This is a genomic window from Dubosiella muris (assembly GCF_004793885.1).
Taxonomy (GTDB): domain Bacteria; phylum Bacillota_I; class Bacilli_A; order Erysipelotrichales; family Erysipelotrichaceae; genus Dubosiella; species Dubosiella muris.
The window spans coordinates 1-16365 of record NZ_SRYG01000013.1 but is presented as its reverse complement, the minus strand read 5'-3'; the positions used below and the strand labels follow the sequence as shown (position 1 = coordinate 16365).

The 16365-nt window shown below is 50.9% G+C and carries 11 protein-coding genes and 1 other annotated feature; of the genes, 8 read left to right on the top strand and 3 right to left on the bottom strand.

The window, feature by feature from the left end:
* Nucleotides 1–53: 53 nt before the first annotated feature.
* From E5336_RS07085 to E5336_RS07075, 3 genes are all read right to left on the bottom strand, one after another.
* Entirely contained in the window at nt 54–1079 is a 1026-nt protein-coding gene (locus E5336_RS07085; protein WP_135980414.1) for an Rpn family recombination-promoting nuclease/putative transposase, read from the bottom strand.
* A 162-nt stretch (nt 1080–1241) separates the two neighbouring features.
* Entirely contained in the window at nt 1242–1874 is a 633-nt protein-coding gene (locus E5336_RS07080) for an HAD family hydrolase (protein WP_135980413.1), read from the bottom strand.
* Nucleotides 1867–3324: a glycoside hydrolase family 1 protein gene (locus tag E5336_RS07075; protein ID WP_135980412.1), complete on the bottom strand. Its 1458-nt coding sequence runs from the start codon at nt 3322–3324 to the stop codon at nt 1867–1869. Before E5336_RS07075 ends, E5336_RS07080 begins: the two co-directional genes overlap by 8 nt.
* A gap of 176 nt (nt 3325–3500) precedes the next feature.
* On the opposite strand from E5336_RS07075, the gene E5336_RS07070 reads away from it, so the two are divergent.
* The 8 genes from E5336_RS07070 to E5336_RS07035 all read left to right on the top strand — a co-directional run.
* On the top strand, nt 3501–4970 hold the full coding sequence (locus tag E5336_RS07070) for a glycoside hydrolase family 1 protein (RefSeq protein WP_135980411.1): 1470 nt from the start codon (nt 3501–3503) through the stop codon (nt 4968–4970).
* 129 nt (nt 4971–5099) lie between these two features.
* Nucleotides 5100–6188 carry an FUSC family protein gene (locus E5336_RS07065; protein WP_135980410.1) on the top strand — a complete coding sequence of 363 codons (1089 nt, stop codon included), beginning with the start codon at nt 5100–5102 and terminating at the stop codon, nt 6186–6188.
* Nucleotides 6189–6626: 438 nt separating this feature from the next.
* Nucleotides 6627–6875 carry a hypothetical protein gene (locus E5336_RS07060; RefSeq protein ID WP_135980409.1) on the top strand — a complete coding sequence of 83 codons (249 nt, stop codon included), beginning with the start codon at nt 6627–6629 and terminating at the stop codon, nt 6873–6875.
* Between the two features lie 177 nt (nt 6876–7052).
* Nucleotides 7053–7279 (top strand) — a binding site (T-box leader).
* 35 nt (nt 7280–7314) lie between these two features.
* Nucleotides 7315–8598: an O-acetylhomoserine aminocarboxypropyltransferase/cysteine synthase family protein gene (locus E5336_RS07055; RefSeq protein ID WP_135980408.1), complete on the top strand. Its 1284-nt coding sequence runs from the start codon at nt 7315–7317 to the stop codon at nt 8596–8598.
* 1 nt (nt 8599) lies between these two features.
* A complete protein-coding gene (metA, locus tag E5336_RS07050; RefSeq protein ID WP_135980407.1) occupies nt 8600–9538 on the top strand; it encodes a homoserine O-acetyltransferase MetA in 939 nt (312 codons plus the stop codon).
* A gap of 296 nt (nt 9539–9834) precedes the next feature.
* Nucleotides 9835–10650, top strand: coding sequence for a hypothetical protein (locus E5336_RS07045; RefSeq protein ID WP_135980406.1), 816 nt, complete (start codon nt 9835–9837; stop codon nt 10648–10650).
* Nucleotides 10651–10718: 68 nt separating this feature from the next.
* The gene (locus tag E5336_RS07040) at nt 10719–10952 is read left to right on the top strand and encodes a hypothetical protein (RefSeq protein WP_135980405.1); all 234 of its coding nucleotides are present in this window, start codon (nt 10719–10721) and stop codon (nt 10950–10952) included.
* A gap of 294 nt (nt 10953–11246) precedes the next feature.
* A partial coding sequence (locus E5336_RS07035; RefSeq protein ID WP_135980404.1) for a GH32 C-terminal domain-containing protein occupies nt 11247–16365 on the top strand: 5119 nt, incomplete at its 3' end.

The window sequence follows — 16365 nt, the reverse complement described above, 5'->3', positions numbered from 1 at the left end:
TTTTTTTTGTATGAAAAAGACCTTCAGTTGAAGGCCTTTAGGAAAATTATCCATCAGTTGACAAGAAAGGGAAGGACTTTGGCGCGAATGGTTTCCGGATAGCCGAGCTGGTCGAGCGCCTCGCTGGCGGACAGACCCTGTTCGACCATGCGCTTTTGAGCGAGGATGACGAAGGTAGAGATCATTTCATTATGCTCCCGGGTCAAGGTGTGGAGCTTTTTCTCAAATTTTCTTTCCGCCTCCTGAAAACCAAGTTGTCTTCCGCGTTTTTCACCACGTTGTTCACCACGTTGTTCTCCAATGCGCTCGCCGCGCTGTAGGATATGGGCAATTACACTAGCCATTGTCGGGGCTCCTTTCTGTTCATTTGTTTTGAATTGTTGCACGTATTCATCGAATACCTTCTTTAAATCGGGATCTTGCGACAAAGCCGCCAGCGCCGTCAAGGTTTGTTCGACGTGTTCAATCGGCCAGGTCGTTGGCGGCTCGTAGGTTTTCCCGTGACTGGCGCGCATTTGTGCGCAATAGTCGGCAATGAACCGGAAATCGCTTCGAATCGACTCGATTTTTTCCCGGTCCCAGCAAGCGATGTTTTCTACATTCATTTTATAATCGGTCAGGAACGGTTGCAAGCAAGGATATGAATCGAACTGAAATAATTCCCGAAACGACTTGGGTTTCCAGGCAAACCGGCCATAATGCAAGGTGAACACGACACAAGGAACGAACCGGTTTTTTGTCCATTCAAAACCGGAAGAATGTTTCTGTCGCAGCTGCCACAAAAAGACGGCGGCTATGTAGATGAAATTACGAACCGCCATCGTTGAATCGGAACGGGTCTGATTTTCAAAACAAAGGATGAAGGGCAGGTTGCGTTTGGAACCCGAAACGAAAACACACACATCGGGAAAAACAGGACGCAAGAGCTTGTCGAAGAAAAAATGTTCGGATAAGTCGATGTAGCGGATTTGGGAAGCGCGGATCACGGTCTTGTTGTCGTAAAGAAGAAAGTTGATCAAAGAGGCGACCACACTTGGAATCCGCAAAAGATCTTTTTGAGAGATGTCTTTGTTGGACATGAGATACGATTCCTTTCTGGGATGAATACATGTGGAAAAAAGAAATTCCGGATAAAACCAATCGAATGATTGGTTTGAAATGTTACTTTCCCATTATAGCAATCCTTTCTCGAAACGCAAGAAAAATAAAAACGCGCAATCACGTCACGCGTTTTTGATGAATTACGGGATCAGCCGCAGCAAGTCGAGTGGGCACTCAAACACTTCCACAAAATCCGGCAGCTCCAAAGGCATCGTGGCGCCCCATTTCGCCCAGCCAAAATCAACACCCGCGTTGTTGGCGGCTTCGTAGTCCGAGGGCGCGTCGCCAATGTACAGCACCTCGTCCGGGCGCAGTCCCAGCTTTTCAAGCGCGAGGCGAATCGGCGCCGGATCGGGCTTGTGTTTCGTTGTATCGTCCGCCAGCACGGCCGTTTCCATGAACGCGTCGACACCATGCGCCGCCACGTCGAGGGCGTACTGGCTTCTCGTTTTCGCCGACACGACCGCCTGGCGGATACCCGCCTGCTGGAAGCGTTCGAACACGGTCATCCAGCCGTCAAACAACGTCGCGCCGTTTTCGTATTCGTTGACCGCCTGGACCCAGCGGGCGTACACCGCCTCGGGATCGGGAAAATGCAGCGATTCCATGACTTTCAACCCCGGCCATGGGGCGTATGGCAGCACTTGCTCCCACGTCCACGGCCGCCCGGTTTCCTCTTCGAGAACGCGCATCAGCGGGATCATGTTCATGTCCAGCGTGTTCACGATTGTCCCATCCAAGTCGTATAAAACCGCTTTGTAGGCTTTACACATCGAGCTCGGCCCCGTTGGTTTCGATCGTGTATTTGTACCAGTAGTACGAATCTTTCGGGATGCGGTTGAGCGTGCCCTCGTTTTCGTCCTCCTCCCGGTCCACATACACGAAGCCGTACCGTTTCTGGTAGCCGTTGAGCCACGAAAGCAAGTCGGTAAACGACCACGTGCAATACGCCAGAACGCGGCAGCCCTCGTCAATCGCTTTTTTCAGCTCGATCAAATGCCGTTTCAAATAGTCGATCCGATACGGGTCGTGCACTTTTCCTTCTTCCAGCTTGTCGAACGCGCCCAGTCCGTTTTCGGAAATGACGATCGGCAAATCGTAGCGGCTCGTGATGTCGCGGCACGCGAAACGCAAACCTTCCGGGTCGATTGTCCAGTCCCAGTCCGTCGTTGGCAAATGCTCGTTTTGCGGGTTTTTGTACAAGCCCGGCACACCCTGCACCGTGCTCGTTCCTTTTTTTCCAGTCGTGTTCATCGTGTTCGTCATGCCCACACCGTCGATTGGGTTGTATTCCGCCACGCACGTCTGGTAATAGTTGACACCCATAAAATCGACAAGCTGGGCCGCCTCTTTTAAAATCTCCTCGTCGCCTTCCTCGAAAACCGGCGCCACGCCTTCGCTTCGCAACTGCGCCAGCGCGGCTCTCGGGTAGCGTCCATAGCCGTACACGTCCATCCAGTAGTAGCTTTGCAAGTCGTCATAATCCATTTTCGCCATCGCGTCCTCTGGCTTGTCGCTCTTGGCGTAGGATGGTCCAAACGCGAAGCTCGATCCGACCATTGCGTCCGACCATAGCGATTTCAAGGCGATGACCGATTTGGCATGCGCCATGAACGCGTGGTGGTTCACCTGGTAAAATGTCTTGCGGTCGTTGACTTTTCCTGGCGGGTGCGTCGCCATGAGCCAGCCATGGGCGGTAAATACGTTTTGCTCGTTCAAGACGATCCAGTGCTTGACACGGTCGCCAAAGCGTTCGAACAGCGTTTTGGCGTAGTGGACAAAATCGTCGACGATGTGCCGGCTTTCCCAGCCCCCGTACTCGTTTTCAAGGGCCTGCGGCAAGTCCCAGTGGTACACTGTGATCATCGGCGTGATGTCGTTGTTGATGAGCTCGTCGATCAGCCGGTTGTAAAACGCGACGCCTTCCTCGTTGACTTCGCCGTTGCCATCCGGAAAGATACGCGTCCAGGCAATCGAGAAGCGATACGTTTTCAGCCCCATTTCCTTCATGAGCCGCACGTCTTCCTCCATACGGTGATAGTGGTCGACGGCTTTGTCGCCCGTCGTCGCTTTGAATGTTTTTCCCGGAATCCGGACGAACTCGTCCCAAACCGAGCGGCCTTTTCCGTCTTCGTCCCAGGCGCCTTCCACCTGATAGGCGGCCGAAGCCGACCCCCAAAGGAAATCGCTCGGGAACTCTTTGTTTGGTTTTGTGATATACATACAAAAATCTCCTCTTTTTTTTATTATATAGGAAAACAACCCGTAACAGTGTAACGGTTTTCAAATTTGCGAATTATGGTAAAAACGGCCGAAAACGCGGAAAAACGGGAACGATGTAACAGCTTACAAAAGAAGGGTCCAATGATAAAATAGAAGCAGAAAGAGAGGATACGATTATGGGATTTCCTGAAAACTTTTTGTGGGGCGGCGCGGTCGCGGCCAACCAGTGCGAAGGCGCGTTTTTAGAAGACGGCAAGAAACTGTCCGTACCCGACATGCTGCTGGGCGGGGACGTGAACACGCCAAGAACGTTTTTGCCAAAGCTGGACGACAGCGCGTTTTATCCAAGCCACGAGGCGATCGACTTTTATCATCGCTACAAGGAAGACATCGCCTTGTTTGCCGAAATGGGGTTCAAATGCTTCCGGCTGTCCATCAACTGGGGACGCATTTATCCAAACGGGGACGAGGAAGAACCAAACGAGGCCGGACTGGCGTTTTACGACGCGGTATTCGACGAATGCAAAAAATACGGCATCGAGCCGCTTGTGACGCTTTGCCATTACGAGATTCCATGGAATATCGTGACGACATACGGCGGATTTTCGAACCGGAAAGTCATCGACCTGTTTGTCAAATACGCCACGACATGCTTCGAGCGCTACAAAGACAAGGTGAAATACTGGCTGACGTTCAATGAAATCAACATTCCTTGCATGCATGCCGGCGGCATCGGGCCGCTGTATGGTTTGGGTGTTATGGACGAAGAGGATATTCAGTCGGACCATCGCATTCCGCTCGACCAGCTGAAATACAACCTTCAAAGAACGTATGAGGCGCTGCATAACGAGTTTGTGGCCAGCGCGCTGACCGTGAAAGCCGGCCACGAGATCAATCCGGACTTTATGATTGGCAACATGATCGCCCACGAGACGACGTATCCGCTGACGCCCAATCCGCAAGACGTGCTCGCCTGCATGAATGTGGACGACCTCCACAACAACTTTTGCGGCGATGTGCAGGTGCGCGGCGAATACCCGAGCTTCATGTGGCGCTACTTTAAGGAAAACGGCATCGACACGTCGTTCATTACCGAGGAGGACAAGAAGATTCTCAAAGAGGGAACGGTGGACATGTACACGTTCTCGTACTACATGACCAACTGCGTGACGGTGGACGAGAACGCCGAAAAGACGTCGGGAAACATGTCGCTTGGCGCCAAGAACCCGTATTTGAAGGCGTCGGACTGGGGCTGGCAAATCGACCCGGATGGCTTGCGCTACACGTTGAATGTGCTGCATGGCCGCTATCCGGACACGCCGCTCATGGTTGTGGAAAACGGCTTTGGCGCGTTCGACACGGTCGAGGAGGACGGCTCGATTCACGACGACTACCGTATCAACTACTTCCGCCCGCATTTGATCGCGATGCGCGAAGCCATCGAGGACGGCGTGCCTTTGATTGGCTACACGACGTGGGGACCGATCGACCTTGTTTCGGCGGGAACGGGTCAGTACGCCAAACGCTACGGCTTCATTTACGTGGATCGGCACGACGATGGAACGGGCGACTTCTCCCGAAGCAAAAAGGACTCGTTCTACTGGTACAAAAAAGCCATCGAAAGCAATGGCGAGGATTTGGATTAACACAAAACGGCACCTTCGGGTGCCTTTTTTGCCGGTTTCAACTTGAAAAGGGTTTCACATTTCACTTTTTTCGCTTTTCTGTTAAGCTATTCCATGGAAAATCGGAAAATATTGAAATGAGGCGTTTTTATGAAATTTTACGATATTCTGCAATGCAGTCCGGACGTGCTGAAACGGATGATCCGGTCCAGCGACGATCCGCAGGAAATCAAACGGCTGCGTCGGGGGATGATCGTGCGCTCGCTTTTGATTGTCGTGTTCGCCATCGCCTTTATTGGCGTGATGGCGGCCTTGTTTGGCAGCGACAACAGCGCGATGGCCGTTTCGATTTTTTGCATCCTTCTGGCGGTTCGTTTTGTGAATTACGGATATTGCCTGCGCGATTCGATTCTCAATATGGCGATTGTGTTCGCGCTGCTGCTTGTGGCGCCTGTCGCCTCGTACGCGGTGGATCCCGTCCTCAAGTTTTTAATGGATGGGCTGTCGCTTTTCGTGATTTTGATGATGACGAGCGACGATCCGAAAATGGGAAACGGCGGGTTGTATTCGTTTGCGTTTATTTTTTTGACCGGCAATCCGGTGGAGGGACAGGCGTTTGTGAATCGGGCGTGGATGACGCTCATTGGATTTGTTCTTTGCGCGCTTGTTTACGCGCATAACCACAAAGACCAAAACGCGAATGTTACGTTTTGGTCCAAAATCAGGCGGTTCAGTCTTTACGAATACAAAGATCAATGGCGGATCCGGCTGGCAGTTGGCGTCGGGCTGCTGCTTGCGGTTTTCTCCTCCATACATTTGGAACGATTCATGTGGGCTGGCTTCGCTTGCGGATCGCTGCTTTCGGATGTCGATGTGGAAGCGAGAATCCGGGAGAAATTTTCCGACCGGCTTCTGGGCGTCGTGCTCGGCAGCGCGGCCTTTTATGTGGTGTACACGATTCTTCCCGCGTCTTTGTACCCGCTTGTCGGCCCGGTTGGCGGCTTATGCCTGGGTCTTTGCACCGAGTACAAGCATAAGACGGCGCTCAACTGCTTTGGAGCGCTTATGCTGGCGGCCGGCATGTACGGCGTGGAAGCGGCTGTATGGATCCGCATCGCCGATACGCTGATCGGAATCGTGTTCGCACTCGCGTTTTTCTACGTGTACGACCGGTTCGTGCTGCATCGCTTTTTGCCGCATCGTTCCCATTATGGCGCGCGAAAAGAAGAAAAAAAGTAGCAATCTTTTAAAAAGGAAATGGATTGTTGGAAGACGACTGTGGAATGGTCGCCTTCTTTTTTTATAGGACGAGGAAACGAAATAAATTAAAAAATGAAAATAATTGTGGTAAAGTAGGGATAATATAAAAAGGCGAGGAAGAGAAGAATGTGAAAAGAAAATAATTGTTCCAATTTCCTTGTTGATCAACGGTTTTTGGTATAAATATTCTCTTCTAATCATCTTTTATTCCCCAAATATATGCAGAGTAAAAACGAAGACATAAAGTAAGCAGAGAGAGGAAAAATGAAAAAATATTATATTTTATGTATGATTTATATATTGAGCATAATTATTGGGCCACTATTTATTTCGAATAAAGGATTATTGTGTGGTTTTATGATCATAAATAGTTATGCTTTTGTGATGGCTTTATCCTATTTTCTTTATAAATATAGAATGATGACATTGATCACAAGAGTTTCGTATTATGACAATTTTGATTGCGATAACAACTATATTGTTGAGGATTACTTAAAATATATTCATAAATTAGCGATGGCGCTTTTTGGCGGAGGTTCAGTGTTGACAGTAATTTTCAGAATTTTAAAAGCACCAATAGTTGTTGATATAAGTGTTTTTATAATCCTGCTGTTTATATGGATTGTTTTAGGTTATAGGTATTCAAAAAAAGTAAGCGGTAAATAGAACTACGGGTATTTGATCTTTAGTTCATTCAGTATGTTGATATAGTAACCTAAATCTTTTGGATACCTATTGATTCATGCAAGACGTTTTTGGGCATCTTGTTTTGCCTCTTTTTTTGAAAAATTTTCAAAAAATGAAAGACAAATGAAAATGATTGTGGTAAAGTAGGGACAATATAAAAAAGCGAGGAAGAGAAGAGTAGCGGCGCGTTGCGGGCCAAGAGAGATTCCGGGTGGTGGAAGGAATCGCTGGACGCGCGGCGAAGATGGTCTTTGAGCTGTCCGTCTGATACGTAAGGCGGAACGGAAGTCACCGTTAGCGGACTGGGGAATGGTTGTTCCCGACGAGGCGCGTTTTGCGAGAAGCGCGCGAATATAGGTGGTATCGCGGTTTTCGTCCTATGGCGGAAACCTTTTTTTATTTTCAAGGAGGATATGAAATGAGCAAACAAGGAATTGGCACGATTAGCGTGCAGGGAGGCTATCGGCCGGGAAACGGGGAACCAAGACAAGTTCCCATCGTGCAGTCCACGACATTTAAATACGATTTGGCGGATGATATGGGCGCGCTGTTCGACCTGGAGGCGACCGGATATTTTTATACCCGTCTGCAAAATCCGACCAACGACAGCGTCGCGGCCAAGATTTGCGAGCTGGAGGGTGGCAGCGCAGCCATGCTGACATCGTCGGGCCAGGCGGCGAATTTTTTCGCCATCTTTAATATCGCCGGCGCGGGCGACCATGTCGTCTGTTCGACGTCGATTTACGGCGGGACGTACAACTTGTTCGCCGTCACGCTCAAGCGCATGGGTATCGACTTCACGTTCGTCGATCCCGACGCGTCCGAGGAAGAGCTGGCGGCCGCTTTTCAGGACAACACGAAGGCGATGTTTGGCGAAACGATCGCCAATCCGGCGCTGAAGGTGCTTGATATCGAGAAGTTCGCCAAAGTCGCCCACGCCCATGGCGTGCCGCTGATTGTCGACAACACGTTCGCGACGCCAATCAACTGCCGTCCGTTCGAGTGGGGAGGCGACATCGTGACGCATTCGACGACCAAATACATGGATGGCCATGGCGCGGCGGTTGGCGGCGCCATCGTCGACTCGGGAAATTTCGACTGGGACGCCTACGCGAGCAAGTTTCCGGGATTGACGACGCCGGATGAAAGCTATCATGGCGTCACGTACACGAAGGCGTTTGGCAAAGAGGGCGCGTACATTACGAAAGCGACCGCTCAGCTTATGCGCGATCTGGGCTGTATTCAATCGCCGCAAAACGCGTTTTATTTGAATTTGGGGCTGGAATCGCTGCATGTGCGGATGCCGCGCCATTGCGAAAACGGGCAAAAAGTGGCGGAGTTTTTATCGAACCATCCGAAAGTGCGGTCGGTGACATATTGCGGACTGCCGGGCGATCCATGCTATGAACTGGGACAAAAGTACTTGCCAAACGGATCGTGCGGCGTCGTGTCGTTCGAGCTGGTTGGCGGCAAAGAGGCGGCGAAAACATTTATGGAACGGTTGCGGATCGCGGCGATCGAAACGCACGTCGCCGACGCGCGCAGCTGCGTGCTCAATCCGGCCAGCACGACACACCGGCAAATGAATGAGGAAGAGCTTCGCGCGGCGGGCATCAGCGGCGGTCTGGTGCGGCTGTCGTGCGGATTGGAAGACACGCAGGACTTGCTTGACGACATCGCCCAGGCGCTGGAGGCGTGCTGACATGCCAATCAAGATTCCGGAGGACTTGCCGGCGACCCGGACACTGCTGGATGAAAACATTTTCGTCATGACGGAAAAGCGGGCGCTTTCCCAGGACATCCGTCCGCTTCATGTCGTCCTGCTCAACCTCATGCCGACCAAGATCGAGACGGAAACGCAGCTCGCCCGCCTGCTGGGCAACACGCCGATCCAGGTCGAGCTGGAATTCATCCATACGAAAAGCCACGAGTCCAGGCATGTGTCGAGCAACCATCTGGGCAAGTTTTATCAGACGTTCGACCAGATCCGGGACAACAAGTACGACGCGCTCATCATCACGGGGGCACCCGTCGAGCAAATGCCATTTGAGGATGTCGAGTACTGGGACGAGCTTTGCGAGATCATGGAGTGGTCGAAAACGAATGTGTATTCGTGCTTCCACATTTGCTGGGGCGCGCAAGCCGGCCTGTACTACCACTATGGCATTCAAAAACGCGATTTAGAGGAAAAGCTGTTTGGCGTGTATCCGCACCAGGTCGAACGGTCGTCCTCGATTTTGTTTCGGGGGTTCGACGACACGTTCATGGTGCCTCATTCGCGCCATACGACGATCAAAAGGGAGGATATCGAACAAGTGCCCACCCTCAAGATTCTCGCATCCAGTCCGCAGGCGGGTGTGTTCGCCGTTTCCACCGAAGGCGGCCGGCAAGTGTTTATTACCGGACATGCCGAATACGACCCGCATACGCTGGAAAACGAGTATTTGCGCGACAAAAAACTCGGACTGCCGATCCACGTGCCGTACAACTACTATGAGGACGACGACGATACGAAGCCGATTCGAATGACGTGGCGTTCGAGTGCGAACTTGCTGTATGCCAACTGGCTCAACTACATCGTCTACCAGACGACGCCATACGATTTGGAAAAGATCGAGCTGCTTAAGGAATTTAAAAAGTAAATGAAAAAAGGGAAGTTCCGGTTTAACAAGTGGAAGGATATTGGGTTCTTCCACTTTTTCTGTTGACGTCCTCATTTTTTTCATGCTATAGTTTGTCCACATCCGCCTTCCGGCGGAGCCTGATTCCAATCATCGAAAGATTCCGTTCTTTTTCCCCAGGTTCTTTCCTCTCTTGTCTTTTTATGGCTTCCTTTGATTTTTTCCTCTTCACTTTTTTAGATCAAAGCACCGCATGAAAACAGAAATGGATCTTTTGCGATCTTGGTTTCATTGAAATAATTTTTGGAGGTGCTTACTTGAACAATCATCAATACTACTTTATGATTCAGCAATTCACGTTGTTTAGCGACTTTTTCATGTACGAAGTGTTTTCCCGCAGCAAACCGGCCATCACGTTGCTGGCACGCATCCTGACCGGCAAGCCCGACCTCGTTGTCAAGCGATGGGGGATGGAGGTAAAGAAGGGACTGCCGTTTTTTCGGCATGTCCGCTACGATTTGTTTGTCGAGGATATGGAAGGCAACTTGTACAACTTTGAGATTGAAAACGGCAGGAGGGCTCTTGGACAGCGGGCGTTGTTCAATTTGAGCGTGCTCGTTTCCCATATGGTGAAGCCAAACGAACCGTTTTGCGCGTTGAACGAATCGTGGGTCGTTTTCCTGACAAGAAAAGATTTTATGCGTCGAAACGAGCCATTTTACACGTATGAATGGTTCGATCGGAAATGGAAACGGATCCTGCATACGAAAGCGCATATCCGCTTTGTGAATGGAGAATACCGGGGCGATGACGCGATTGGAAAGCTGATGCATGATTTCCACTGTACAAACCCGGACGACATGTTTTATGATGAGCTTAGAGAAGCCGTATCGTATTTTAAAAAGGAACCGAAAGGAGTGAATGCCATGTGCGAGATTATGAGAGAATTTGAAAAGGAGTCCCGAAACAAGGGGCGTGCAGAAGAACGTAAAAAAGCAAAGAAACGCATGGAAGCCATTATGCGCAAATTGTATGCCAAAGGCATGGATTGTCCTACGATCGCCGAAGTAACGGGACAAACTGTTTCCAAAGTCGAAACGTTTTTCCAAAAACAAGCATTGAATAAAGGATAAAACTGTTTTCCGCCTTCAATCCATTCCCTGGGTTGAAGGTTTTATTTTTACGCGTTAACTGTGCAAACTTGGATGATATGTTTTATGATGAGCTTAGAGAAGCCGTATCGTATTTTAAAAAGAAACCGAAAGGAGTGAATGCCATGTGCGAGATCATGAGAGAATTTGAAAGAGAGTCCAAGAACGAAGGACGTAGAGAAGGGCGTGCCGAGGGACGTGCGCAAGAGCGGGAATCCATTATGCGCAATTTACGCGAAGAAAAAAGATTGCGCGAATCACCAATCAATCGTTATCCCAGGTAAAATCGTTTTTCAAAATGAAACAACCCGCGTAACAGTCCGGCATCATGGCACCCGTCATGATGCTTTTTTAATATGCAAGACAATAATGAAATCCAATAAAAGAGTGGTGGATTATTACCTATATAGAGGTTTGTGACATGCGAGAGAAGCGGTTGCTTGAAGGCATCAAAAACGGAACCTCCTTTTCTTTTGGAAAGTGATGACAATTATCACTTTTTACTTATTTCTTCTTATGAAATACTGATATCGAATAAGGACAGATATACTGATATCCAACAAAGGAGAGATGGGAAGATGGAGAAGAAGAGAATATTGATTCGAACGGGTAACGCGGTGCTCGCCGCTATGCTTAGTCTTGGTACAGTCGCTGGACCGTTGGCATCATGGCCGGTCCATGCGGAAACCTTGACCGTTGGAAGCGTGACGGTTGACAACACAGGCGGAGATAATGAGTTGTGGCTTGACGAGCTGGGCGAGGCGAAGTATTTCACATACCAGGCGACGGTGACGTTCAACGACTTTGAAGCCGGTCAGCAATCGGCCGCGCTGGCATTCGGGGATATGCGGGCCAATGTGCATAAGAAGATAGACTGGAACAATCCGGCCAGACTTTGGGGCAATTCTTTGACCCACGAAGCGGTCTGCCCGGGAGATAAAGGACAAGCCAATACATGGTTTGAGGCCAATGGAATCGACTTGTCGCAGCCTTTCACCTTGAAAGTGCAAGTGGCGTCCGCGGGAACCGTTTCTTATTGGATCAACGGGATACTGGTTTGCAGTTCGGAATTAAAAGAAGGCTACAATGGCGGAAGGATCGGCTTAATGACTTATTCCTCCAGCGCGACTTTCTCGAACATTGTGCTGGAAAAAGAGGAAGAGCAGCCACCCGCTCCCGATCGCACGGATTTGGACGCACTGATAGCGGAGTGCCAGACGCTAAGTGAAGCGGACTATGAGGCGGAGAGCTGGCAGGCGCTTGTGGATGCATTGCAAGTGGCACAAAAAGCAGTCAGCCAGGAAGAAATCAATGCGGCGCTCACGCAGCTGCAAGCAGCGAAAGAGGCTCTGAAGGAAAAACCGATCCAGCCAAGTGTGGACAAGACTGACCTGAACAAGGCGATCGAAGAGGCAGGCAAGCTGAACGAAGCCGACTATACGACAGAAAGCTGGGAAGTGTTCACGGAAGCGTTGAACAAGGCCAAAGAAGTCACAAATGACGACACGGCGAATCAAGAAGCCGTGAATAACGCGGCGAAAGCACTGACAGAGGCGCAAACCGCATTAGAGAAAAAGCCGGTCCAGCCAAGTGTGGACAAGACCGACCTGAACAAGGCAATCGAAGAGGCAGGCAAGCTGAACGAAGCCGAATACACGACAGAAAGCTGGAAAACATTCACGGAAGCGTTGAACAAGGCCAAAGAAGTCGCAAATAACGACACGGCGAGCGAGGAAACGGTGGCCCAGGCGCTGCAGGCGTTGAACGACGCGAAAGCCGCTTTGAAAAGCGCGGACGATGTGAAGCCGGAAGACTTCAACAATGTCGGCGCGGGGGGAAGCACGGTGGATCAAAACGCGCTGATCCTGGACGCGGCTGGCGATCATTTCGCGATGCTGAGCACGCAGAAAACCCCGTCGAATGATTTCCATTTCGAGGCGGATGTGCAGCTGCTGGCAGGAACTGGCGAAGGCGAGGAAGGCGACCAGATGTCGGCGGCGCTCGTGTTTGGCGCGGCCAATAAAAAACAGCCGGGCACAAAGTGGTATGGAGCGAACGTCGATACAAGGCGGAAAAACGAGGCGGACTATTTCCGCGTATTCGGCGCGGGACGCGACATTCTTTCGGGCGGACGTGTCGACGATGTCGATGCGACCAAACCACTGCATCTGGCGGTGGACGTGAAAGCAGACGGTTCTTTGACATATACATTTGGCAACGTGGGTGCGAATATGCACACAGCGACCGGGACGATCGAAAACTGGGAAGGCGGCTATGTCGGATTGCTGACATTTTGCGCCAAGGCGGCGTTCTCGAATGTCCGGTTCACGGATCGCACAGTCGAACAGGAAAAGAAGCCAATCGAGACGGATAATCGGTGGGATAACAATTTGGGTGAATCGGTCGCGCAAGGCGGAAGCTGGTCGATGAGCGATGATGGACTTTTTTCGGACGCCACAGGAAAAGGCGACACGTTCCTCATTTCGCAAATGGAAGGAGAGAACTTTGTGTACGAAACCGATCTTTCTTACCGGGGCGATACGGGGGCGGCCGGACTGTTGTTCCGCTTTTCCAATACCGAAAACGGCAAGGAAGGCTACGCGGTCAATGTGGATGCCGGCAGCCATAAGGCGAAATTCTGGCGCTGGGAGGCTGACCAGGCCCAGCAGCTGATTACCGAAAAGGAAGTCGAAAAAGCGGATACGTACCATTTGAAAGTCGTGTGCATCGACGGGTCGATCCAGTATTGGGTCAACGGTGTTCTCATCGCCAATCTTGGCGACTTTACGATGCAAAAGGACGATCTTGGACAAAACACGATCGTGACGAAAGGCTATTACGGCTTGTTGAACTGGAACAGCGAGGCCGTGTTCCAAAACACGAAATTCACCGTTCTTAACGAAAACAACACGCCGGTCGTTTTGGATGTGGATGTCAAATCCCATACAGGCACGGTCGATAAGAAAGCGCAGTTTTTCCCGGAATCGCCGACATGGATGCAGTACGTGAAAAACGACGCCCAAACGGTTTATTTGGAAGCGCAAATCAAAGAAGGCGCGAACGTGACGTTTGAAAAGGATGGAACGACGTACGCCGCCGGACAGGATATTCCAATCGCCGAAGGCGCCAACTGGATTACGATGACAATCGAGCAGGGGGGCGTTTCAAGGACGTATCGTCTGAATGTGCACCGGTTCGCGAAAGAATCCACCTACTACAATGAGCCATATCGCGGACAGTTCCATTATTCGGTCAAGGAAGGATGGGCCAACGATCCAAACGGCCTTGTCAAATACAATGGAAAATACCACATGTTTTATCAGTTCTACGACGACACCAAGTGGGGACCGATGCACTGGATGCACGCGACCAGCACCGATCTTCTTCATTGGGAGGAGGAACCAGTCGCTTTTTATCCGGATATGAACGGAACGATGTTTTCGGGCTGCGTGGCGGTGGACGAAACCAACGCGTCCAAATTGTTTAAAACGAGCAAAGGCGGATTGATCGCGTACATTACGGTAAACGGCAACGGCCAGCGAATCAAGCTCGCGTACAGCGAGGATGAAGGCAAGACGTGGAAAAAATCGGATAAAATCGCGGCGGACTGGAGCGACGATTCCCTCTACAACAAAGATTTCCGCGATCCGAAAGTATTCAACTGGGAAGGCAAATGGTTCATGGTCGTGGCGGGCGGACCACTGCGCATTTATTCAAGCGACGACATGGTGAACTGGAAAGAGGAGTCGGCGTACAACGATTTGCATACCGAATGTCCGGATTTGTATCCGCAGCAAGTCGACGGCACAGTGAAGTGGATTCTTTCCAGAGGCGGGCGTTTTTACAAAGTCGGCGACTTGAAGGAAGTCGATGGAAAATGGACGTTCGTGCCGGACGACTACTACAAGGACAAGGATGGCGTCATGAATTTTGGACGCGATTCCTACGCGGCGATGACGTATTACGAGTCCAGCTTTGGAACCGCGGCCAACCCGACCATTCCGGATATTATCGAATTGAACTGGATGAACACGTGGGACGACTACTGCGATCAGGTCGCCGACACGGTAGGACAGAAATACAATGGAACGTTCAACCTGCATTTGAAAATCGGATTGGTGCGGGACGCCAATGGCGTATATCGTCTGACGCAAACACCAATCGACGCGTATGAACAGCTTCGAGGCACAGGTGTGGAAAAATCAGACAAAGTCGGCGCGGACAACGATTTGTTGAAAGATTTCCAGGGAACAAGCTATGAAATCGTATCGCGCTTTATCCCGGAAAGCGGCACGAAGAAGGTCGGATTTAAAGTGCGCACAGGCGCCAATGGCGAAGAAACAGCCGTTATTTACGATGTGGAAAACAATACGCTGACACTCAACCGTTCCAAATCCGGCATTCAAATTTCGAATAAATTTGCCGAGACGAACAGCCAGGATTTGTCGGATCTGATTCAAAGAAGCAAGACGACACGCAACGCGGACGGGTCGATCGACCTCCACTTGTTTGTGGACGCAAGCAGTGTGGAAGTGTTTGCCAACGGTTACACGGCGGCGGGCGCGAACCAGATCTTCCCGCTTCCAACTTCCCGTGGCGCAAGCGTTGTGGTGGAAGGTGATCCTTGCCAGGTGGATTTGACGGTCTATCCGCTGGATTCGATTTGGGAAAAAGAAAATGTCGGCACGATAATTGATTCGTCGGACGCCAGAGAACAAACGATTTATACCGGAAAAACGAAACAGCTTTCGGCTTACATTCTTCCGGTTGATACGGATCAGAGCGTGGAATGGTCTTCAGATAACCCGGATGTCGCGTCGGTCGATGAAAACGGAATCGTGAGCGGACACAAAGCGGGCACGGCGACGATCACCGTCCAGGCGAAGTCGGATCCGGCGCTTAAACTGGAATTCGCGATCACGGTCAAGGAAGACAATTTCAACACCAACGTGAACGACACGGTGACCGATGGCAACTGGGTCATTGAAAACGACGAGCTTATCAACGACAACAAAGGGCAAAACGCCTTCTGGCTGTCCAAGGAAACATTTGACAAGGATTACACCGTGTCGACCGATGTGAAATTCGGTTCGGGACTGGTCAACATCTTCTTTGCCTCCAACGGCAGTCCTTTCGACAAGGAGGCGTATGCCGTGCAGCTGACACAAGACAACGCGCTGCGTCTGTTCCGGTTTGGCGGTGGAGATGACGCGACCGTCGAGCTGGATAAGCCACTGTGTGACGATACCTACCACAATGTGGAAATCACCAAAAAAGGAAAGAGCGTCACCGTGTCTGTGGATGGAAAAGAAGTGTTAAAGCATACCTACGATGCCGTCGATTCCCACTTTGATACAGCCCATGTCGGACTGGGTCTGTGGGATGGCAAAGCGTCATTCAAAAACTTTATGGTCACGACGGCGGAACAGCCGGTCGTTGTAGACAAGACGGATTTGAATGCGGCCATCGAGGCGGCCGGCAAGCTGAATGAAGCGGACTACACGCCGGAAAGCTGGAAGGTGTTCGCAACCGCGTTGAACAAGGCGAACGAAGTCGCCAAAGACGACAAGGCGAGCCAGGACGCGGTGGATGAAGCCACGAAAACGCTGAATGATGCGCAAAAGGCGTTGAAGAAGCCGGAGCAGCCGGTTGTCGATGCCGACGCGCTGAAAAAGGCATGCGAGGAAGCGAAAAACA

What these genes read in the sequence shown, in the direction of transcription:
- E5336_RS07085 (WP_135980414.1), bottom strand. Translation starts at nt 1,079, where the DNA reads ATGTCCAACAAAGACATCTCTCAAAAAGATCTTTTGCGGATTCCAAGT.
- E5336_RS07080 (WP_135980413.1), bottom strand. Translation starts at nt 1,874, where the DNA reads ATGTGTAAAGCCTACAAAGCGGTTTTATACGACTTGGATGGGACAATC.
- E5336_RS07075 (WP_135980412.1), bottom strand. Translation starts at nt 3,324, where the DNA reads ATGTATATCACAAAACCAAACAAAGAGTTCCCGAGCGATTTCCTTTGG.
- E5336_RS07070 (WP_135980411.1), top strand. Translation starts at nt 3,501, where the DNA reads ATGGGATTTCCTGAAAACTTTTTGTGGGGCGGCGCGGTCGCGGCCAAC.
- E5336_RS07065 (WP_135980410.1), top strand. Translation starts at nt 5,100, where the DNA reads ATGAAATTTTACGATATTCTGCAATGCAGTCCGGACGTGCTGAAACGG.
- E5336_RS07060 (WP_135980409.1), top strand. Translation starts at nt 6,627, where the DNA reads ATGATGACATTGATCACAAGAGTTTCGTATTATGACAATTTTGATTGC.
- E5336_RS07055 (WP_135980408.1), top strand. Translation starts at nt 7,315, where the DNA reads ATGAGCAAACAAGGAATTGGCACGATTAGCGTGCAGGGAGGCTATCGG.
- metA (WP_135980407.1), top strand. Translation starts at nt 8,600, where the DNA reads ATGCCAATCAAGATTCCGGAGGACTTGCCGGCGACCCGGACACTGCTG.